Source organism: Amycolatopsis ruanii, assembly GCF_003385175.1.
Taxonomy (GTDB): domain Bacteria; phylum Actinomycetota; class Actinomycetes; order Mycobacteriales; family Pseudonocardiaceae; genus Amycolatopsis_E; species Amycolatopsis_E thermalba.
The window spans coordinates 12,779-31,984 of record NZ_PQHY01000048.1 but is presented as its reverse complement, the minus strand read 5'-3'; the positions used below and the strand labels follow the sequence as shown (position 1 = coordinate 31,984).

The window sequence follows — 19,206 nt, the reverse complement described above, 5'->3', positions numbered from 1 at the left end:
GGGTTCGCCGTAGCGTGCGGACATGCCCGCAATCCCCACGGCGCCCGAACCCTTCGCGATCCACGTCGCCGAAGCCGATCTCGCGGACCTGCGTGCGCGGCTGGACCGGGTCCGGCTCCCCGAGCCCGAGACGGACCCGGCCCAGGGAATCGAGCTGCGGCGGCTCACCGCGCTGATCGAGGCGTGGCGGCGGCACGACTGGCGGGCGACCGAGGCCCGGTGGAACGCGATCCCGCACTACCGCGTGCGCCTCGACGGACTGGGCATCGCCTTCTGGCACGTCCGCTCGCCGGAGCCGGCGGCGCTGCCGCTGCTGCTGACCCACGGCTGGCCCGGCTCGGTGCTGGAGTTCGAGGACGTGCTGGGGCCGCTCACCGATCCGGTCGCGCACGGCGGTTCCGCCCGCGACGCCTTCCACGTGGTCGTGCCCGCGCTGCCGGGGTTCGGGTTCAGCGACCGGCCGGCCGAGCCGGGCTGGCACCCCGGCCGCACCGCACGGGCGTGGGCGGACCTGATGACCGTGCTCGGCTACCCGCGGTTCGCCGCGCACGGCGGCGACTGGGGTGCCTACGTGAGCACCGAACTGGCCCGGCTCGCGCCGGAACGCGTGGCCGGACTGCACCTGACGATGCCGCTGGCCTCGCCCCTGCCGGCGGACCGCGTGAACCCCACCCGGGACGAACAGTGCATTGTGGACCGCCGGGACCGGCACCTGGCCGACGGTTACGGCTTCGGGATGCTGATGGGCACGCGCCCGCAGACGATCGGCTACTCCCTGCTCGACTCACCCGCCGGCCTGGCCGCCTGGCTCGGCGAGAAGTTCACCGCCTTCGCCGACACCGCGGGGGTGAGCGTGGCCCAGCAGATCGACACCATCGCGCTGTACTGGCTGACCGGTACCGGCGCCTCCACCGCCCGGTGGTACTGGGAGGCACTGCGGTGGGTGCCGCGCAGCGCGGAGGAGGAGAACGCGCGGCCGGTGACCGTGCCCACGTTCTGCTCGCTCTTCCCGGCCGACCCGTGGCCGACCGCCCGCCGCTGGGCGCACCGGCGCTACCGCGACCTGCGCACCTGGCACGTCCTGGACCGCGGCGGCCACTTCCCCGGGCTGGAACAGCCCGCCCTTCTCGTGTCCGAAATCCGCGACGCGTTCCGCGAGGTACGCGACGGCCGACCAGTGTGAGGAAAACCGGAAATGCAGTCCTACGACGTCACCGCCGAATCCACCGCGCCACCCTCGGCCGTGTGGGCCCTGCTGCTCGACGCGCGCAGCTGGCCGTCGTGGTCCCCGATCGATGCCCTGGAGACCGGCCAGTCGCAGGGCCTGTCCGCGGACGGCCGGGACGGGGTCGGCGCCGTCCGCGCGTTCCGCACCGGGAAGGTCGTCACCAAGGAGCGCATCACCGAGCTGGAGCCCGGACGCCGGTTCGCGTACGAGGGCGCCGAGAACCCTCAGTTGAGCGACTACCGGGCCGCGATCGAGCTGCAGGAGCTGCCCGGCGGTGGAACCCGGATCCGGTGGCACGGCACGTTTTCGGCCCGCTTCGGGATGCGCTGGTTCCTCCAGCGGTACCTCCGCCGCTTCATGCAGGACATGGCGACCGGGCTGGCCGAGCACGCCGCCCAGCGCTGAGAGGCAGCGGCGTCAGCCCCGGGTGCGGGCGATGACCTCACGGGCGAGGTGCGCGAAGTCGTCGACGACGAGCGTCGGCGGGTAGTACTCGTTGCCGAACGGGCGCTTGCGGCGGTCGACGAACGCCGTGTGCATGCCCGCGGCCTTCGCGCCGACGCAGTCGAACGCGTGGTTGGCCACGAACAGCACCTCCGACGGGTCGAGGCCGACCGCCTTGGCGCCGGTGGCGTAGGTGGCGAAGTGCGGCTTGAAGGCACCGGCCTCGGCGACCGAAACCACCCGGGTCCACAGGTCCGCGGTGCCGGAGTACTTGACGCCGGACTCGAGCATGTCCGGGTCCCCATTGGACAGGATGACCAGCTTCAGCCCGGCCTCTTTCAGCCGCCTCAACGCCTCGACCACGTCCGGGAACGGATCGAGCCGCTCGATCTCCGCGACGAGCGAGCGCACCTCGTCCATCGTGTGCGGGACACCGGCGCGCGTCAGCGTGTAGTCCACGGCCTGCCTGCCGATCTCCCGGTAGGGGATGTGCTCGCGCCCGAGCAGGCCGTCGATCATCGAGTTCTCGAAGTGCGTCCGGCGCCACCACGTCACGACCCGGTTCGGCGGCTGCGCCGTGTAGTTCTTGGACCGCAGGTACGGCGTGATCGCCTCGGTCAGGCCGCTCTGCATGTCGACGACGGTGCCGTAGAAGTCGAACATCAGCGCCTTGACGCCGGTCAGGGACTCGGTCTGCTCGGTCACTGCGCGTCCTCCCGGTGGGACGAGGTGTGGATGGGACGCGGTGAACGCTAATGACGACGCGTCACCTTGGCATCGGAGGAACGCCCGACACCGGGGGCCGGTGATTGGTGGGTGTCACGTCGCTCCACGCGGACCCGCCCGCGATAGTGGTGCGATGTGCTCCGAACCGGCGCCGCGGAACTGGCTGCTTCCTGCTCTCGCGCTCGCCCGCGCGACGGGTGCTCCCGTACTGGCTTGCGTGGCCGGCCTGCGCCACGTGTCGTCCGAACCGTTCACGCTCGGCTTCGCACCGCCCGCGCCACAACGTCTCGGCCTCGTGGAGGTGGCGATGCTGGCGGACTTCGCGCTCGGCGGCGCGCTTCGCCGCCGGCTCGGCGGGACCCGGCCGCTCCCGACCCTGAGCCTCACGCTCGACCTCACCGGCTCGCCCGGCGCCGGTGCGCGGACGCTCGCCGAAGTGGGTGAGGTCGCGGTGGCGGACGGCGTCGGGACCGCCGCCGGCGTGATCCGGAGCGGGAACCACGTCCTGGGGCACTGCGGCGCGGCCTTCGCGGTTCCGTCCAGCGGATCACAAGCGGAACTCCCGTGGGACCGGCCGGACCCGCCCGAACTCCGCTCCGGGGGCCTGGGCGAGCTCACCGCCGCGGAACGGGCACTGGTCACGACCGCGCGGCGGGCGGACGAGACCGGCCGGTCGTGGTGTGACCAGGTGATCAGCGAGGCGACGGCCGACGAGCACGGGACCAGCGTGCTGATGCCCACCGAGGTGATGACCAACCGCGCGGGCGCCGTCCAGGGCGGCGTGCTGTTCGCGGCGGCCGCCCGGTGCGGCGCACCCCGCGACGGCACCCGCGCGAGGCTGGTCTCCGGGACGATGCGGTTCCTGGCGGGCACGAGCGCGGCTCAGCCCGTCGTGCTCGAACCGGCCGTCGAGCACACCACCCGCCGGACCGTGTTCACCCAGGTGCGGCTGCTGCAGGACGGCCACGTCCGTGCGGTCGCGGGCCTGGTGCACCGGCGCTGAACGAGTCGCGAATGGACGGTCGCGCCCGGGCGTCGGAGGATCGCGCAACACCGATCCCGCCACGTTGGACGAGCGCACCTGGCTTCGGCCACCGCAGGACGGCGAGACTGCCTGGCATGGACTCGCACACCACCGACACCGACGCCGCCGAGTCCGGCGGCCGACCGCTCACCGGCCTGCGCGTCGTGGCGCTGGAGCACGCGGTGGCCGCACCCTTGTGCAGCCGCCACCTGGCCGATCTCGGGGCCGACGTCGTCAAGGTGGAGAATCCGGCCGGCGGCGACCTCGCTCGCGGCTACGATTCGGTCGTCCGGGGCCAGTCCGCCTACTTCGTGTGGGCCAACCGCGGCAAGCGCAGCGTGGCACTCGACCTGAAGACCGAGGACGGACGTGCGGTCCTCGCCGAGCTCCTCGGCCACGCGGACGTGTTCGTGCACAACCTGGGCCCCGGCGCGGTGGACCGCATGGGCTTCGGCGCGGAGGTCCTGGCACGCCGGTGGCCGCGGCTGATCGCCTGCGCGATCTCCGGCTACGGCGCGACCGGGCCGTATCGCGACCACAAGGCGTTCGACCTGCTCATCCAGGGCGAAGCCGGGCTGCTGTCGGTGACCGGAACCCCGGACCAGCCCGCGAAGGTCGGCATCTCCGTCGCCGACATGTGCGCCGGGGTGTACGCGATGTCGGCGATCCTCGCCGCCCTCCTGGAGCGCGAGCACACCGGCCGCGGACGCACGATCGACATCTCGATGCTCGACTGCCTGGCCGAGTGGATGATGGCCCCGGCCTACCACCAGCTCTACAGTGGACGGCAGCCGTCGCGGGAAGGCGCCCGGCACAACATGATGGTGCCCTACGGCGTGTACCGCGTCGGCGACCACGGGCACGTCAACTTCGCCGTGCAAACCGCCGCGCAGTGGCGGGCCCTGTGCGACCAGGTGCTGAACCGGCCCGACCTCACCGACCACCCCGGCTACCGCACGAACGAGCTGCGCGTCCGGCACCGGGACAGCCTGGAGCGCGAGATCGAGCGCGAGTTCGCGGCGAGCGCGGGGGTCTCCGACATCGCCGCCCGGCTCGTGGCGGCCGGTATCCCCACCGGCGACGTCAACGACCTGGCCGGTCTCCTCGACCACCCGCAACTCCGGGCCCGCGACCGGTGGTTCGAGGCCGGCTCGCCGGGCGGGCCGATCCGCGCGCTGCGCCCGCCCTTCGACCTCGGCGACGACCCCGCGGGCAGCCGCGACGTGCCGGGTCTCGGCGAGCACACCGACGAGGTGCTGGCCGAGATCCGCCCCGGCGAGCACCGTCGATGACGCCCGCTACCTCCCGGCACCACCGGGGGCGGCAGGCCAGGGCAGGGCACGGAGCTGAACCATGACGGCCAGCCGCTGAGCGGGATCCGACAGGTCCAGCCCGGCGATCCCGGCGAGGCGTTCGAGCCGGTGCCGCACCGTGTTGGGATGCAGCACGAGACGCTCGGACGTCCGGGACACCGATCCGAATTCGTCGAGGAACACCCGCAGGGTCGTGATGTAGTCGGTTTTCTGGAGTTCGTCGTGGTCGCGCAGGGCGCGCAGCTGATCGCAGGGCGCGGTACCGGCAAGCGCTCGCTCGACCGGCAGCAACGCCAGGTCCGGCCACCGGCTCTCGGCGGTCGCGACCGTGGGGGCGGCCGGCCAGCCCGGACGCCGCAGGATGTCCAGCAGATCGTCCACGACTCCACGCGCGGCGGGCACGTCGCCCGGCCCGGCCGCCCACGGGCCGATGGCTGCGTGGGCCGTGATGCCCATCCGCCGGATGTGGCGCAACGCCGGCTCCACGAGCCGGGTCACGCGATCGCCGTCGACGGCCGGGACCAGCGCGTAGTAGACCGATCCGGAGGGCAGTACGCCGACCGCCGGGTCGATGCTGCTCATCTGGAGCGACAGCAGGTGCAGGACCCGTTCCCCGGCGAGGCTGCCGCCCTCGCCCGGCGGGAGGTCCGCGCCGGCGAAACCGATCACCACGAGCCCGGCCTTGCCGCCCAGCCCCAGATCCGCCGCCGGTGGGGCGTCCCCGTACAGCAGCCCGATGAGCAGCCGCATCCTGGCCGCGCGGTCGGCGTCCTCGACCAGCCGGTGCCGGAGCAGGTGCGGCACGGCAAGCCGCGCGGCGCGGATCAACGCGGCTTCGGCTTCCGCGCCCAGCGGCTGCCGGCCTTCGGCGACGGAGATCTCACCGAGGACTTCGCCTTCGGAGCGAATCGCGATGCGCAGCCGGGTGGACAGGTTTTCGTAACCGTCCACACGCACCACCTCGTCCGGCCGGCAGAAGGTCTCGTACGCGCTCCGGTCGGTGGTGAACCGCTCGATCCACTGGTCCGGCGTGCGCCTGCCGAGGATGGTGTCCCGCCGGACCTCGTCGATCTCGAAGCCCTGGACCGAGTAGGCGACGACCCGGTGGGCGCGGTCGTAGAGCACGACCGAACCGCCGACGGTCACGGCGATCGCGTCCGCGAGACCGTAGATGGTGCTCGGACTGGTGCGGTCCCGGGGCGATTCGGGGCCGGCCGTGGCCGCGGTCAGCACCGAGCGGACCAGCGTGACCAGCCTCGTCCAGCTGGTGCCCGGCTTGGCCCGCAGAAGCGAGATCCCGTGTTCGCGGGCGAGAGCGGCCGGACCGGGCCGGCCCGTCGCGCGGAACACCACCGCCGCCGCGCCGGCTTTCGCCGCGTCGGCGACCACCTCGCCGGCTCGTGGATCACCGGCGTCGACACCGACGGCGAGCACGAGGTGACCCCGGTCCACCGGATCGGGCGGATCGAGGATGGCGACGTCACTCACCACGGCCGTGCCGTCTCGCTGGAGCAGCTCGGCCTCGAGCTGGTCCGCGCCCAGCACGGCAAGGAGATCACCGAGTGTCACCATCATCTCCTCGTCGCCCGAGCTCCGGCACAGGATAGACGCCCGGTGCCCGCTCGCCGAGGGAGTTTCGTCCCCTCGCACCCGCCCGCTGTTGTCGGAAACTCCACTGCCGGCTGCCGGGTCGCGGCCTTGGAGATTGGGCCAACGTCGCACAGCCCGGATCGGGCGTCTCCCCGAAGCGGACCCGGCCGCGTGGTGCCTACAGTTGCCGGACCCGCCGCGGTGCCATTACTGGTTCGATGAGGAGAAGTAAATGGCCCTCAACGATGAGGAAACCAAGCCTCGCCTGTCCGCGAACACCGGCCCCTGGTACCGCGACGTCACCGCGGCGAATTGGCGCTCGTTGTTCGCGGCGTTTCTCGGCTGGGGTTTCGACGGCTACGAAACCTACGCGCTGACCGTGGTGCTGACGCCGATGCTGAGCCAGCTCCTCGACCCGGCCCAGCGCGCGAATCTGCCGCTGTGGGGCGGAATCGCGGTCGGCGTCACGCTGCTGGGGTGGGCGATCGGCGGCGTGATCGGCGGGGTGATCGCCGACCGGATCGGGCGCAAGCGCGTCATGCTCTTCTCGATCGCGGCGTATTCGGCGTTCGCGGGTTTGACGGCGCTTTCCCAGAACCTCGAAATGCTGCTCGTCCTCCGTTTCCTGACCGGTCTTTCCCTCGGCAGCGAGTGGGGCACCGGAACGGCGCTCATCGCCGAAACGTGGCCGACCCGGGCCCGCTCGAAGGCCGCCGGGACCATGCAGGCCGGTTTCGGGTTCGGCGCGCTGCTCGCCTCCGCGGTGTGGCTCGTCCTGAGCGAGTTCGGTCCCGGCATGTGGCGGGTCGTCTTCGTCCTGGGCGTCCTGCCGGCCCTGTTCACGCTGTACGTGCGCCGGAACGTGCCCGAGTCGGCGGTCTGGCAGCGATCCGCCGGCCGCGACGCCGCGAAGCGCGGCCGTTCCACTCTCGCCCAGGTGTTCCACGATCGGGTGAGCCGACGCCGGGTGCTGCTCACGCTCGTGCTGTCGTTGTTCTCGATCGGCGCGTACTACACCGTGTCGACCTCCTTGCCGCTCTTCGTCAGGCAGCTCGCCGGCGGTGCGGGGCAGGCGGGCGTCGACCACCTGACCAGCCTGGCCGGAATCACCTACACCGTCGGATCGATCGCCGGGTACATCGCAGGCGGCTTCCTCGCCGACGCCATCGGCCGGCGCCGGTACATCGCGGTGTACCTGGTGGGTGCCGTGGTGACGACCGCGGTTCTCTACCTCACCGCGGATTCGGCCACCACGGTCGTCTGGATGGCCGCCGTGAACGGGTTCTTCACCCTGGGGATGTTCGCGGCCTTCGCGATCTACCTGCCCGAACTGTTCCGCTCCCGGGTGCGCGCGACGGCGATCAGTTTCGTGTTCAACTCCACCCGCCTGATCGCGGCCGCCGGCCCCATCGTGTTCGGCAACCTCGTGCTCGCCTTCGGCGGCGTGACGAAAGCGGCCGTCATCCTCGGTTCGTTGTACATCGTCGGATTGGTCGTGCTGCCCTTCCTGCCGGAGACACGTGCCGTCTCGTTGCGAGAGACGCCCAGCTGAGGCCGCAGCCGGGAAATCGGTTGCCCCCGGTCGCTACCGTGGAGCGACGAAACTTTCGGGGGAAGGAATCGAATGCCGGATCTGCGCACCGCCTACGGGAAGAACCGCGAGCTCTGGGACGAACGCGTGGCGGTGCACCGCCGCGACGCGTCGGGCTTCTACCAGGTCGAGGCTTTCCTCGCCGGCAAGGACGTGCTGTTCCCGATCGAGGCCGCCGAGATCGGGGACGTGCGCGGGCTGCGGATCGCGCACCTGCAGTGCCACTTCGGGATGGATTCCATCTGCCTGGCCAGGCGTGGCGCCGGCGTCACCGGGATCGACTTCTCCGCGCCCGCCATCGCGGAGGCCCGCGAGCTCGCGCGGCGGACCGGCACCGACGTCCGGTTCGTCGAAGGGGACGTCTACGCCGCGCGGGAACTCCTCGACGGTGACTTCGACCTCGTCTACACGACCTGGGGCACGATCGTCTGGCTGCACGACGTGGCGGCCTGGGCGCGGGTGGTCGCCGCGCTGCTCAAACCCGGCGGATCCCTCTACTTCGCCGACGGCCACCCCATGATGCTGTGCCTGGAACTGGCCGACGGGCGGCTGACGGTGCGCGACGACTGGCGCACGCCCCCCGAGCGGCCGATCGTCGAGCCCGCGGGCACGACCTACACCGGGGACCAGGCCGCCGCGCTGGCGAGCCACGAGTGGATCCACCCGCTGGCCGACATGCTCAACGCGTTCGCCGCCGCCGGGCTCCGCCTCGACTGGGTCCACGAACACACCCGCCTGACCTGGCCGTACTTCCCCGGAATGGAGCGGGACGACGACGGCATGTACCGGCTGCCCGAGCAGTACCCGAAGGTGCCGTTGTCGCTGTCGCTGAGGGCGACCAAGCAGTAGCAGGCGCGGACCGGCCGGCGTTCAGCCGATCCGTCCACAGCGGACACCAATGCGGCCGGCCGCCGCGGCGGCGGCACCGGCGGTAGGTCACCCGTTCGATACCGCCGTGGCGGACCGGCGACACCGTCAGTAGTGCCCCGACGAACAGCCTGCTCAACGGCCCCGCGCTGCGGAAAATGGGGAACGAACGACGTTTGTTTCCCGAAACCGTGGGCTACCCCTGGAACGAAGTACGCGAGTGCGTGCTGGGGACCCAGCTCCTGAGGCGGGGAGCCGCACCGGCATCCGCCGCGCCGGGCCCGTCGTCCCGCAGACTCGAAGGAGCGCACCATGACAACACCGCCGGTACAGAACGCATCGGTGAACTCGCCGTCGGGCGGGAACACGGGCTCGCCGAGCCAGCTCGTCACCGAACAAGGGTCGACCTCCATCGCCGACGCGGTCGTGCAGAAGATCGCGGGTCTGGCGGCCAGCGAGATCGCCGGCGTGCACGCCCTGGGCGGGGGCGCGGCGCGGGCGTTCGGTGCGCTCCGGGAGCGCATTCCCGGCGCGTCGGCCAGTGCCGGGCAAGGCGTGTCGGTGGAGGTGGGGGAGCGGCAGACCGCCGTGGACCTCGAGCTGGTCGTGGAGTACGGCGTCTCGATCGTGGACCTGGCGCGCTCCGTCCGCCGCAACGTCATCACGGCGATCGAGCGGATGACCGGCCTGGAGGTCGTCGAGGTCAACATCGCCGTCAACGACGTGCACCTGCCCGACGAAGAGGCCGAGCCCGAGCAGACCAGGTTGCAGTGACCGCCGATTTCGCGGCCGATCGGATCGCCGCCGCGGTGCGGTCGCTGCCGGTGATCGCGGATCTGGACAGCGGCCACGGCGAGATCGCGACGTACCTGCCCGGCCGCCGCGTCGCCGTTCTCCGCATCCGGCCGGACGAGATCACCATCGGGGTGGTCAGCCGGTATCCGGCGACCGTCGCCGAAATCGACGCCGCGGTGCGCGCCGCGGTCGGAGCCGTCGACCGTCCGGTGCGGGTGGCGGTCATGGACATCGTGTTGCCGGCGGCCGCGCCCGCGGCACCCGCGCGAGTCGCAGTGAAGGAAGACCAGTCATGAATTTCACGGTTCTCGGCCTGCTGTCCGGCCTCGTGCTGGGTCTCGCGGGCGCGTTCGGCGGTTTCACCGCTTTCCTGGTCGTGCTCGTCCTCGGCGCGCTCGGTCTGCTGGCCGGCCGGGTGGCGGACGGCAAGCTCGATCTGTCCCAGCTCACCGGCCGCGATCGTCGCTGACCATGGCGGCGCCGGATTCGCCGCCGGTCGTCGACCGCGGCGAGCAGGAGATGAGCGAGCGCGGCCGGACCGTCATCGCGGAGCGCGCGATCCAGCGCCTGGCCGCGTGCGCGGCGACCGAGGTCGGCCCGGTCGGCGGCTCGGCCCGCCGCCTCTTCGGCGTCACCGTCGGTGCCGAGGAGGCCGACCGCGCCGCGGGCGTCCGGGCCCGGGTCGACGGGGCGACCGTGGACCTGGAGGTCCGGCTGTCGATCACCTACCCGGTGCCGGTCGCCGCGACCTGTGAACAGGTGCGGGCTCACCTGATCGAGCGAGTCGGCGAGCTGACCGGCCTGGCGGTGACGCGGATCGACATCACGGTGACCGCTCTGCACGGCCGCGCCACCACCGCGAGGGTCCGATGATCCGCCGTCCCCGCCGCAGCGTTCCCGCGACTCTGACCGCCTTGGTGCTCCTCGCGGCATCCGTCCTGGTCGCGACGTGTGCGATTCAGATGCTGACCGGGCATCAGCCCTTCCTCAGCTACGACGCGGTGGCCGGCACCCTGAACCGGACGCGGTGGGACAGCGTGGGCGCCGCAGGCGCCGGGGGCGTCCTCGCGGCGTTCGGGCTGGTGTTGCTGCTGGCCGCGGTCCTGCCCGGGGCGGCGACGGTCGTGCCGCTCGAGGACGACGGCAGCGGTCTCGACTCGGGCGCGTCCCGCCGGGGTTTGCGGACCACCCTGCGTGCGGCGGTCGAAGCGGTCGACGGTGTGCGCGGTGCCAAGCTCGCCGTGCGCCGCCGCGTCGTCACCGCCAAGGTGCGGACCGACCGGGCGAGCGGCGAGGGACTGGCCGACGCCGTGCGTGCCGCACTCGAACGACGGATCGAGGACATCTCCCCGGCAACGCGCCCCGCCCTGCGCGTCCGGGTGCTCAGCACGAGGAGCCAGGAATGAGCGCTCCCAACCCGCCCGGGCGGCTCAACCGTGGCCTGCTCGCACTGCTCGGGCTGCTGCTGGCGGCCGCCGGCGGGCTCATCCTCGCCACCCATTTCGGGTGGCGAGCCGTGGTCGATCCGGCCGGCACCGTCGTCCCCGGCACCGGGAGGCCGCCCACCTGGGCGCTCTACGTCATCACCGCGGTCGCCGTCCTCGTCGGGCTCCTGTGCCTGCGCTGGCTCGCCGCACAACTGGTCCGCAAGCCCCGCAGCCGCGTCTGGCGCCTGGAGAACGACCCCGCCCGGGGGCGCACCGAGCTGGCCACCACCACCGCGGTCGAACCCTTCACCGAGGAGATCGAAACCTACCCCGACGTGGCCGCCGCCGACGCCGTCCTGACCGGCACACCGCACGACGCCGCCCTCACGGTCGTCATCCACGCCGAGCAGCGGGCGTCCCCCACCGAAATCCGGCAGCGGCTGAGCACCGAGACGTTGCCCCGGCTGCGTCAGGCCCTCGACCTGCAAGAACTACCCACGGCCGTCGAATTCCGCTTCACCGGCACGACGACGACAACGGTCCGCTGAACCCCCGCGGATCGGGGGCACGCCAGACGCCGCTGTGCGCGTAGACTGAACACATCCGGCCACGACGACACCACATCCGGTAGTGCCAGCCCGCACCGGGACCACAGACGAGGCACGTCATGTCGAACCTCTTGGACCGCGCTCGGCGCGCCCGCGCCCGCTACGGCACCGACACACCGCTTCCTCAGCCGGAGAACCAGCACGACGCGGCGCCGCCGGCCCCGGTCGTCGCCGGCCCGGCGGCACCGCAGGCCACCACCGGTGAACCCGCGCCGGCCTCCCGCGCCCGGAAGACCCGCGTGGCGCGGACCAGGATCAGCGGCACCTGGGTCGCGGTGATCATCGCCGTACTCGTCCTGGTGGTCCTGCTGATCTTCATCCTGCAGAACCCCACCCGCACCGAGCTGACGTTCCTCGGCGCCGGCGGGACCCTGCCCATCGGTGTGGCCATGCTTCTCGCCGCCGTCGCCGGGGCTCTGCTGATCGCCCTGATCGGCTCCGCGCGCATCCTCCAGCTCCGGCACACCGCACGCCGGCGCCGCCCGTGACCGGGCTCAGCGGCGCGGTGAGGCTTCGTAGCCGGGGTTGAGTTTGCGGGCCAGGCGATCTGCGCGCGGCCAGCGGACGTCGGTGACCCAGCCGAGTTTCTCGAACACCCAGATCAGGCGGGCGGACATGTCCAGCTGGCCGCGGCGCACGCCGTGGCGGGCGCCGGTGGGGTCGGCGTGGTGGGAGTTGTGCCAGGACTCGCCCATGGAGGCGATCGCCAGCGGCCAGAAGTTCGCGGACTTGTCCCGCGCGGCGAAGGGCCGGTCGCCGATCATGTGGCACAGCGAGTTGACCGACCAGGTCACGTGGTGCAGGAGGGCCACCCGCACGAGGCCGGCCCAGAAGAACGCGGTGACGGCGCCCCACCAGGACAGCGTGATCAGCCCGCCGAGCAGCGCCGGGGCGAGCAGGGTCACGACCGTCAGCGCCGGGAACCAGCGGTTGATCCGGATGATGTCGCGGTCGGCCAGCAGGTCCGGGGCGAAGCGGCGGGCATTGGTCTGTTCCCGCTGGAACAGCCACCCCATGTGGGCGTGCCAGAAGCCCTTGACCAGCGCGGCGGGCGTGGTGCCGAAACGCCACGGCGAGTGGGGATCGCCGTCGCGGTCGGCGTAGGCGTGGTGCCGCCGGTGGTCGGCCACCCAGCCGATCACCGGGCCCTGCATGGCCATGCTGCCCGCGATGGCGAGCGCGATCCGCAGGCCGCGGTTGGCCTTGAAGGCGCCGTGCGTGAAGTACCGGTGGAACCCGATCGTCACACCGAGGCCGGTGAGGAAGTAGAAGCCGACGGCCAGGCCGACGTCGGTCCAGCCCAGGCCCCAGCCCCAGGCGAAGGGCACCGCCGCGAGCAGCGCCACGAGCGGCACGATCGCGAACAGCTTGACCAGGAAGTTCTGGGCGCGGGTCTGCTCCCCGGCGAGCATCGGCTCGGCGGTGCGCCGGGACTCTACGGTTGAGGTCATCGATCGCGTCCTTGGCTGACAAAGCGGTTCGGTCATCCCTGGGGTTGCCGCGCAGGACGGCCGGAAAACAGTCTCCCTGATATCTCGGAAAACAGTACATATTGTCTCGGACTCGAAGACAACCCGTTGACTTGGCCGCGTCGCGCCCCTTACAGTGCGATCTCAGCCAGATTCCGGAATCTCACGTTCCACATTGTGTGACGCGCAGGGGAGTGGGTTGTGAGCGAGCGAGCAACGGGGCCGCGGAAGATGACCCCTGCGGAGGCCTTCGTCGAGACGTTGGCGGCCCACGGCGTGACCGAGATCTTCGGCAGCACGGGCTCGGCGTTCACCGATGCGAGGGAGATCTTCGCGCCGGCCGGCATCCGGCTGATCCCGGTCGTGCACGAGCTGGGCGCCGCGCACATGGCCGACGGCTACGCCCGCGCCAGTGGGCGCCCCGGCGTGGTCATCGGCCAGAACGGCATCAGCACCTGCGTCACGGCGATCGCGGCCGCGTTCTGGGCGCACAGCCCGGTGGTCGTGATCACCCCGGAGGCCGGGACGATGTTCCCGGAGTTCACCAAGTACCGGGCCCACGTGAACCACCCGAACCGCATGGCGGAGCTGACCGCGCGGGCATTCGACCGCGCCAGGTCCGAGATGGGGCCGGCGCAGCTCAGCATCCCACGCGACCACTTCTCCGGCGAGATCGAGACCGAGATCCCGCGGCCGCGACGGCCCGGCCGCGGCCCGGGTGACACCCGCGGCCTCGACGAGGCGGCCGGCCTGCTCGCCCGGGCGGACTTCCCGGTGATCGTCGCGGGCGGCGGTGTCGTGTTCTCCGGCGGCATCGCGGAATGCCGCGAACTCGCCGAGCGGCTCGGCGCGCCGGTGGTGAACAGCTACCAGCACGACGACTCGTTCCCGGCGAGCCACCCGCAGTGGTGCGGCCCGCTCGGCTACCAGGGCTCGACGGCCGCCATGCGGCTCATCGCCGAGGCGGACGTCGTCCTCGCGCTCGGCACCCGGCTCGGCCCGTTCGGCACGCTGCCGCAGCACGGGATGGACTACTGGCCCGGGAACGCGAAGATCATCCAGGTCGACGCCGACCACACGATGCTGGGCCTGGTCAAGAAGATCGACGTCGGCATCCGCGGTGACGCCAGGGAGGCGGCGGCCGCGCTGACGCAGCGGCTGCGCCCGCGGACGCTCGCCTGCGACGCGACCCGAGGCCGGCGTGCCGGCCGGATCCGCGAGGAAAAGGCGATGTGGGAACGGCAGCTCAGCGCCTGGACCCCGGAGAAGCAGGAGCACAACCGGCTGCATCCCCGCCAGGTCCTCCGCGAGCTGGCGAAGGCGATGCCCGGGCGCGCGATGGTGTCCACCGGCATCGGCACCATCAACTCCGTCGCGCACAGCTACCTGCGCTTCGAGGAGCCGCGCAGCTTCTTCCCGCCGATGAGCTTCGGCAACTGCGGGCACGCGCTGCCGAGGATCATCGGGGCCAAGGTCGCGCGTCCCGAGCGGCCCGCGATCGCCTACGCCGGGGACGGCGCGTGGGGGAGCAGCATGGCCGAGGTCGCGACCGCGGTGCGCCACGGCATCCCGGTCACCGCCGTGGTGTTCCACCGCCGGCCGCGGGGCGCCGGGACCGCGCGGGCGATGGGCGCCGACGGCATCGTGGTCGATGCGCTCGACGAGGTCGGTCCCGCGCTGCGCACGGCGGTCGACGCGCAGATGACCTCCGGCCGCACCACGGTCCTCGAGGTCCTGTGCTCGCCCGAGCCGGGTGACCCGTTCCGCCGCGACGCGCGGCGCAAACCGGTGCGCCCGGCACGCCGTCCTCACGAAAGTGGTGCCGCGTGACCTTTCCCCTGCACGACCGATGGCGCGAGGTGCTGGCCGGCACCCGGCCCACGGTGGCGCTGGCCGACGGCGACGACCCCCGCGTCGTCCAGGCGGCGGCGCTGCTGCACGACGAAGACGGCGTCGCGCCCCGGCTCGTCGGCGATCCGGCGTCGATCCGCCGGGCCTGCCACCACACCGGAGTCCGGCTCCCGGGTGAGTCCATCGTGGACACCCGGGATCTCGCCGCCGACGCGGCGGTCCGCGGTCTCATCACGACCCGTCTGGCGAAGAAGCCCGGCCGGATCCCGGACGCGCTGGCCGACCCCGTCAGCACCGCCGTCGCGGGCGTCGCCACCGGAGCGTTCGACGCGTGTGTCGCGGGCGCGAACCGGCCGACCGCCGACGTGCTGCGGGCGTGCCTGCGCTACGTCGGGCTCGTCCCGGACAGCGCGACGTTGAGCAGCTGCTTCCTGCTCGTCCTGCCCGACGGGCGGTGCCTGACCTTCGCCGACTGCGCCGTGGTGCCCGACCCGTCGGCCGGGGAACTGGCCGAGATCGCGCTGGCCTCGGCGCGCACCCACCGGACGCTGACGGGGGAGGAGCCGGTGATCGCGATGCTGTCGTTCTCCACGCTCGGCAGCGCCACGCACGAACGCGTCGAGCGCGTCCGCCGCGCCACCGCCCTGCTGCGCGAGCGCGACCCGGGCTGTCAGGTGGACGGCGAGCTGCAGTTCGACACCGCGGTCGAGTCGAGTGTCGGGCTGCGCAAGGCACCCGGCTCCCAGGTCGCGGGCCGGGCCAACGTGCTCGTCTTCCCGAACCTCGACGCCGGCAACATCGGCTACAAGATCGCCGAACGGCTCGGCCGCGCCCGCGCGTTCGGCCCGATCCTGCAAGGACTCGCCGCGCCGGTCAACGACCTGTCCCGCGGCTGCAGCGCGGCCGACGTCCGGGCGACCGCGCTGCTCACCGCAGTCCAGGCGACGCGAAGCAGAACCGCGCTGACCGGCGGTGACACGTCCTAGCTGGTGACGGCGGTTTCCCGAGCGGTCGGTGCCCGCCCGCTGGACTGGTAACCTGACCCGGTCAGGAGATCGCCACGACGACGGAAGCCCGTGAACCACACAGGAGCCCAGCCGCCAGCCGGAACGCAGGCCATCCGGCGCGCGCTGGCGGTGCTGCGGCTGCTCCGGGACGAGGGCGGGGAGCTGTCCCTGTCCGTCATCGCCCGGCGTCTCGACCTCACGCCGGGCACCACGCACCGCGTCGTCGGCGCGCTCAGCGTGGACGGCCTGGTCACGCACAACCCGCACACCGACTGCTACCACCTGGGCCCGGGGGCGATCCTGCTCGGCCAGGCCGCGCAGCGCGTCCACGGCCTGGAGCGGGCGCTGCCGGTGATCCGGCAGGTCAACGAGGAGACCGAGGAGTCGGTCAACATCGCGATCCGCGACGGCCGCGAGTCCGTGGTGCTGCTGCGGGCCCAGTCCAGTCCACCCTCCCGTTGCGGTTCGAACAGCACCCCGGGGCCCCGTTCCCCTTGTACACCACCGCTTCCGGCAAGGCGATCCTCGCGCACTCGCTCGACGTCGAGGCGTACCTGGCGGGCCTGCCCGAGCAGCTGCCCGCGCTGACCACCCACACGCGTTCCTCGCCTGGGGCTGGCGCATCGCCTTCCTGCTGTCGGCGGTGCTCGTCGTCGTCGGCCTCCTCATCCGCGTGAAGATCGTGGAGACGCCCGCGTTCCGGAAGATGGCCGAGCAGGAGGGCGAATCGACCGTCCCGGCGCGCGAACTGGTCCGCGACCGGATCTCGCGGCGGCACCTGCTGCTCGGCATGGGCAGCAGGCTGACCGAAGGCGTGGCGTTCAACGCCTGGGCCGTGTTCGTGATCTCCTACGGCAGCGGGACCCTGGACCTGGATCGGCAGCCCTTGCTGCAGGCGGTGATGATCGCCGCGGTCGTGATGGTCGTGTTCATCCCGATCTTCGGCAGGGTGTCCGACCGCATCGGCACGAACGGTGTGCTCGCCTACCTCGCGGTGACCACCGCGATCAGCGTGGCGTGCACGCTGGCCATCCGCCGGCGCGACATGTTCACCGACGACGTCCGCGCCCCGGCACGCGCGGTGGGCGTCCGCCCGGTAAACCCTGACCGGCGGGGGACGGGCGGTGGGTGCGCACCACACCCACCGCCCGTCCCCCGTCCGCGCCCCGGTCATCCCCGCGCGAGCAGCCCCTTCGCGATGTGGGTCACCTGGATCTCGTTGCTGCCCGCGTAGATCATCAGCGACTTCGCGTCCCGCGCCAGCTGCTCCACCCGGTACTCGGCCATGTACCCGTTCCCGCCGAAGAGCTGGACCGCCTCCATCGCCACGTCGGTCGCGGCTTCGGAGGCGTAGAGCTTGATCGCCGACGCCTCCGCCAGCGACGGGGTCCTGCCCTCACGCAGGCCCGCCACCGCCGACAGGACCATGTTCTCCACGTTGATCCGCGCGATCTCCATCTTCGCCAGCTTCAGCTGGACCAGCTGGTAGCGACCGATTTCCTGGCCCCACGCCATCCGCGTCTTCGCGTACTCGACGCTCAGCCGGTGGCACTCGTTGATGATGCCGAGGGCGAGCGCGCCGACGCCGACGCGCTCCAGCGTGAAACCGGTCTTGACCTCGGTCTTGGCGTCCGCGCCCGCGACGGGTTCCGCGCCGCCCAGCAGGCGGTCCCGGCCGAGGCGCACGTCGTCGAAGAACAGCTCGCCGGTCGGCGAGGACATGATGCCCATCTTCCGGAACGGCTTGCCGCGGGTCAGGCCGGGATCGTCCTTCTCCAGCACGAACGTCAGCACCGGGCGGTCGCGCACCGGGATGCCCTCGCCGGTGTCCAGTTTCGCGAACACCACCAGCACGTCCGCGAACGGGCCGTTGGTGATGAACGTCTTCTGCCCGTTGAGGACGTACCCGTCGCCGTCGCGGCGCGCCGTGGTCTGCATGCCGCCGAACGCGTCCGAACCCGAGCCGGGCTCGGTGATCGCCCACGCGCCGACGTCCTCGAACGTGACCAGCCTGGGCAGCCAGCGCCGCTTCTGCTCCGGCGTGCCCTTCGCCAGGATCGTCTGGGCCGTCAGCCCGAGGCTCACGCCGATCGAGACGAGCATCCCGAGACTCACCCCGGCCAGCTCGCTCGCCACGATCAGCGGCAGGCCCGCCTGGCCCGCGAACGCGCCACCCCCGCCGCCGGAGGACTTCCGCTCGCCCAGGAACTTCCCGAGCGCGTCCGAGGCCATCGCACCCACCCCGAAGTCGGCCCAGAACTTGCGGATGATCGCGTACGGCGGCACTGCACCGGTTTCGAGTTCGGCGGTGTGCGGGCGGACCTCCTTGTCCACCCAGGCGCGGACGCTGTCGCGGATCAGCAGTTCCGTTTCGCTCCAGCCGCTCACGCGGACCACCCGCCGATCTTCTCCGCGACCGCCTCGACCGACCACATGCCGTCGTGTTCGGCGGTCTGGGCCGCCGTCCAGCCCCGCAGCCGCTGGATCGACCCGCCCTGCACCGCGAAGACCTCGCCGGTGAACGGGCACCCCGCCCGCGCCAGGTACGCCACCAGCGGCGCGATGTTGGCCGGGGACAACAGATCGGCCTCGCCCTCGCCGGCCTCCGCGGCGAAGATCGCGCCCATGCCGGGGGTGGCCAGCGTGAGCCGCGTCCGGGCGATCGGCGCGATCGCGTTGACCCGCACGCCGTAGCGCTCCAGCTCCTCCGCCGCGACGAGGGTCAGCGCGGCGATGCCCGCCTTCGCCGCGCCGTAGTTGGCCTGGCCCGCGTTCGGCACGGTCAACCCCGACGCCGACGCCGTGTTGATCACCGCCGCGTCCGGCCGGTCGCCGTCCTTGGCGCGCTGCTTCCAGTGCGCCGCCGCGTGGTGGAGCATCGCCGCGTGTCCCTTGAGGTGCACGGAGATCACGGCGTCCCACTGGGCTTCGCCGAGCCCGGCGATGAACGCGTCACGCAGGATGCCGGCGTTGTTCACCAGCACGTCGAGCCGGCCGAACTCGGCGACCGCCTGGGCGACCAGCTTCTCCGCCCCCGACCAGTCCGCCACGTTGCCGGTGTTCGCCACGGCGGTGCCCCCCGCGGCGCGGATCTCGTCCACCACCGCCTGCGCGGGCCCGGCGTCGGACCCGGTGCCGTCGTTGGCGCCGCCGAGGTCGTTGACCACGACGCGGGCGCCCTCCGCGGCGAACAGCAGCGCGTGCTCGCGGCCGATGCCCCGGCCGGCGCCGGTGATGCCCGCGACGCGCCCGTCCAGCGTTCCCAT

The 19,206-nt window shown here is 72.3% G+C and carries 22 protein-coding genes; 17 read left to right on the top strand and 5 right to left on the bottom strand.

Translation table 11 applies throughout. The features are described from left to right. Positions 1–22: 22 nt before the first annotated feature. Both D0D28_RS23400 and D0D28_RS23395 read left to right on the top strand, forming a co-directional pair. Entirely contained in the window at positions 23–1,183 is a 1,161-nt protein-coding gene (locus D0D28_RS23400) for an epoxide hydrolase family protein (RefSeq protein WP_116112402.1), read from the top strand. A gap of 12 nt (positions 1,184–1,195) precedes the next feature. Beyond that, positions 1,196–1,633: an SRPBCC family protein gene (locus D0D28_RS23395; protein ID WP_094007625.1), complete on the top strand. Its 438-nt coding sequence runs from the start codon at positions 1,196–1,198 to the stop codon at positions 1,631–1,633. Positions 1,634–1,645: 12 nt separating this feature from the next. Here the strand turns inward: D0D28_RS23395 and D0D28_RS23390 are convergent, their stop codons facing one another. Continuing rightward, on the bottom strand, positions 1,646–2,377 hold the full coding sequence (locus D0D28_RS23390; protein ID WP_198958329.1) for a haloacid dehalogenase type II: 732 nt from the start codon (positions 2,375–2,377) through the stop codon (positions 1,646–1,648). Positions 2,378–2,531: 154 nt separating this feature from the next. On the opposite strand from D0D28_RS23390, the gene D0D28_RS23385 reads away from it, so the two are divergent. After that, the gene (locus D0D28_RS23385) at positions 2,532–3,401 is read left to right on the top strand and encodes a PaaI family thioesterase (RefSeq protein ID WP_162831164.1); all 870 of its coding nucleotides are present in this window, start codon (positions 2,532–2,534) and stop codon (positions 3,399–3,401) included. Positions 3,402–3,517: 116 nt separating this feature from the next. Then, entirely contained in the window at positions 3,518–4,714 is a 1,197-nt protein-coding gene (locus D0D28_RS23380; protein ID WP_116112396.1) for a CaiB/BaiF CoA transferase family protein, read from the top strand. 6 nt (positions 4,715–4,720) lie between these two features. Here D0D28_RS23380 and D0D28_RS23375 read toward each other — a convergent pair whose 3' ends face one another. Further along, the gene (locus D0D28_RS23375; RefSeq protein ID WP_162831163.1) at positions 4,721–6,304 is read right to left on the bottom strand and encodes a PucR family transcriptional regulator; all 1,584 of its coding nucleotides are present in this window, start codon (positions 6,302–6,304) and stop codon (positions 4,721–4,723) included. A gap of 253 nt (positions 6,305–6,557) precedes the next feature. Between D0D28_RS23375 and D0D28_RS23370 the strand changes: the two genes are divergently transcribed. From D0D28_RS23370 to D0D28_RS36950, 9 genes are all read left to right on the top strand, one after another. Further along, complete coding sequence (locus tag D0D28_RS23370; protein ID WP_116112391.1) at positions 6,558–7,877, top strand: MFS transporter; 1,320 nt, start codon at positions 6,558–6,560, stop codon at positions 7,875–7,877. A 72-nt stretch (positions 7,878–7,949) separates the two neighbouring features. Continuing rightward, positions 7,950–8,765 (top strand): class I SAM-dependent methyltransferase, encoded by an 816-nt coding sequence (locus D0D28_RS23365; protein WP_116112389.1) that lies wholly within the window; start codon positions 7,950–7,952, stop codon positions 8,763–8,765. 330 nt (positions 8,766–9,095) lie between these two features. Beyond that, entirely contained in the window at positions 9,096–9,557 is a 462-nt protein-coding gene (locus D0D28_RS23360) for an Asp23/Gls24 family envelope stress response protein (RefSeq protein WP_094007619.1), read from the top strand. Further along, the gene (locus tag D0D28_RS23355) at positions 9,554–9,874 is read left to right on the top strand and encodes a hypothetical protein (protein ID WP_116112386.1); all 321 of its coding nucleotides are present in this window, start codon (positions 9,554–9,556) and stop codon (positions 9,872–9,874) included. Before D0D28_RS23360 ends, D0D28_RS23355 begins: the two co-directional genes overlap by 4 nt. Continuing rightward, positions 9,871–10,047 carry a hypothetical protein gene (locus tag D0D28_RS36255; protein WP_094007617.1) on the top strand — a complete coding sequence of 59 codons (177 nt, stop codon included), beginning with the start codon at positions 9,871–9,873 and terminating at the stop codon, positions 10,045–10,047. Before D0D28_RS23355 ends, D0D28_RS36255 begins: the two co-directional genes overlap by 4 nt. Positions 10,048–10,049: 2 nt before the next feature. Further along, complete coding sequence (locus D0D28_RS23350; RefSeq protein ID WP_094007616.1) at positions 10,050–10,451, top strand: Asp23/Gls24 family envelope stress response protein; 402 nt, start codon at positions 10,050–10,052, stop codon at positions 10,449–10,451. After that, complete coding sequence (locus tag D0D28_RS23345; RefSeq protein ID WP_116112383.1) at positions 10,448–10,984, top strand: DUF6286 domain-containing protein; 537 nt, start codon at positions 10,448–10,450, stop codon at positions 10,982–10,984. Before D0D28_RS23350 ends, D0D28_RS23345 begins: the two co-directional genes overlap by 4 nt. Beyond that, positions 10,981–11,553: an alkaline shock response membrane anchor protein AmaP gene (locus D0D28_RS23340; protein ID WP_116112381.1), complete on the top strand. Its 573-nt coding sequence runs from the start codon at positions 10,981–10,983 to the stop codon at positions 11,551–11,553. The genes D0D28_RS23345 and D0D28_RS23340 overlap by 4 nt, the downstream gene beginning before the upstream one ends. A gap of 119 nt (positions 11,554–11,672) precedes the next feature. After that, positions 11,673–12,101 carry a lipopolysaccharide assembly protein LapA domain-containing protein gene (locus D0D28_RS36950; RefSeq protein WP_233157426.1) on the top strand — a complete coding sequence of 143 codons (429 nt, stop codon included), beginning with the start codon at positions 11,673–11,675 and terminating at the stop codon, positions 12,099–12,101. A 6-nt stretch (positions 12,102–12,107) separates the two neighbouring features. Here D0D28_RS36950 and D0D28_RS23330 read toward each other — a convergent pair whose 3' ends face one another. Beyond that, the gene (locus D0D28_RS23330; RefSeq protein WP_198958327.1) at positions 12,108–13,064 is read right to left on the bottom strand and encodes an acyl-CoA desaturase; all 957 of its coding nucleotides are present in this window, start codon (positions 13,062–13,064) and stop codon (positions 12,108–12,110) included. Between the two features lie 219 nt (positions 13,065–13,283). Between D0D28_RS23330 and xsc the strand changes: the two genes are divergently transcribed. The 4 genes from xsc to D0D28_RS23310 all read left to right on the top strand — a co-directional run bounded on the left by xsc (position 13,284) and on the right by D0D28_RS23310 (position 17,174). Continuing rightward, positions 13,284–14,912 carry a sulfoacetaldehyde acetyltransferase gene (gene xsc, locus D0D28_RS23325; protein ID WP_240323321.1) on the top strand — a complete coding sequence of 543 codons (1,629 nt, stop codon included), beginning with the start codon at positions 13,284–13,286 and terminating at the stop codon, positions 14,910–14,912. Further along, complete coding sequence (locus tag D0D28_RS23320; RefSeq protein WP_116112376.1) at positions 14,909–15,919, top strand: phosphotransacetylase; 1,011 nt, start codon at positions 14,909–14,911, stop codon at positions 15,917–15,919. Before xsc ends, D0D28_RS23320 begins: the two co-directional genes overlap by 4 nt. Positions 15,920–16,009: 90 nt before the next feature. Further along, positions 16,010–16,528, top strand: coding sequence for an IclR family transcriptional regulator (locus tag D0D28_RS23315; protein WP_240323320.1), 519 nt, complete (start codon positions 16,010–16,012; stop codon positions 16,526–16,528). Positions 16,529–16,562: 34 nt separating this feature from the next. Then, positions 16,563–17,174, top strand: coding sequence for an MFS transporter (locus tag D0D28_RS23310; RefSeq protein ID WP_116102034.1), 612 nt, complete (start codon positions 16,563–16,565; stop codon positions 17,172–17,174). On the opposite strand, the gene D0D28_RS23305 is transcribed toward D0D28_RS23310, so the two are convergent. Both D0D28_RS23305 and D0D28_RS23300 read right to left on the bottom strand, forming a co-directional pair. Beyond that, positions 17,111–18,328: an acyl-CoA dehydrogenase family protein gene (locus D0D28_RS23305; RefSeq protein WP_094007632.1), complete on the bottom strand. Its 1,218-nt coding sequence runs from the start codon at positions 18,326–18,328 to the stop codon at positions 17,111–17,113. The two genes, D0D28_RS23310 and D0D28_RS23305, sit on opposite strands and share 64 nt — an antisense overlap. Further along, entirely contained in the window at positions 18,325–19,206 is an 882-nt protein-coding gene (locus tag D0D28_RS23300; protein WP_116112374.1) for an SDR family oxidoreductase, read from the bottom strand. The genes D0D28_RS23305 and D0D28_RS23300 overlap by 4 nt, the downstream gene beginning before the upstream one ends.

Bases quoted from the DNA above. Each gene is read 5' to 3' on its own strand.
- D0D28_RS23365 (WP_116112389.1), top strand. From the start codon at position 7,950: ATGCCGGATCTGCGCACCGCCTACGGGAAGAACCGCGAGCTCTGGGAC.
- D0D28_RS23340 (WP_116112381.1), top strand. From the start codon at position 10,981: ATGAGCGCTCCCAACCCGCCCGGGCGGCTCAACCGTGGCCTGCTCGCA.
- D0D28_RS23360 (WP_094007619.1), top strand. From the start codon at position 9,096: ATGACAACACCGCCGGTACAGAACGCATCGGTGAACTCGCCGTCGGGC.
- D0D28_RS23380 (WP_116112396.1), top strand. From the start codon at position 3,518: ATGGACTCGCACACCACCGACACCGACGCCGCCGAGTCCGGCGGCCGA.
- D0D28_RS23350 (WP_094007616.1), top strand. From the start codon at position 10,050: ATGGCGGCGCCGGATTCGCCGCCGGTCGTCGACCGCGGCGAGCAGGAG.
- D0D28_RS23370 (WP_116112391.1), top strand. From the start codon at position 6,558: ATGGCCCTCAACGATGAGGAAACCAAGCCTCGCCTGTCCGCGAACACC.
- D0D28_RS23385 (WP_162831164.1), top strand. From the start codon at position 2,532: ATGTGCTCCGAACCGGCGCCGCGGAACTGGCTGCTTCCTGCTCTCGCG.
- D0D28_RS23345 (WP_116112383.1), top strand. From the start codon at position 10,448: ATGATCCGCCGTCCCCGCCGCAGCGTTCCCGCGACTCTGACCGCCTTG.
- D0D28_RS36950 (WP_233157426.1), top strand. From the start codon at position 11,673: ATGTCGAACCTCTTGGACCGCGCTCGGCGCGCCCGCGCCCGCTACGGC.
- D0D28_RS23330 (WP_198958327.1), bottom strand. From the start codon at position 13,064: ATGACCTCAACCGTAGAGTCCCGGCGCACCGCCGAGCCGATGCTCGCC.
- D0D28_RS23400 (WP_116112402.1), top strand. From the start codon at position 23: ATGCCCGCAATCCCCACGGCGCCCGAACCCTTCGCGATCCACGTCGCC.
- D0D28_RS36255 (WP_094007617.1), top strand. From the start codon at position 9,871: ATGAATTTCACGGTTCTCGGCCTGCTGTCCGGCCTCGTGCTGGGTCTC.
- D0D28_RS23395 (WP_094007625.1), top strand. From the start codon at position 1,196: ATGCAGTCCTACGACGTCACCGCCGAATCCACCGCGCCACCCTCGGCC.
- D0D28_RS23300 (WP_116112374.1), bottom strand. From the start codon at position 19,206: ATGGGAACGCTGGACGGGCGCGTCGCGGGCATCACCGGCGCCGGCCGG.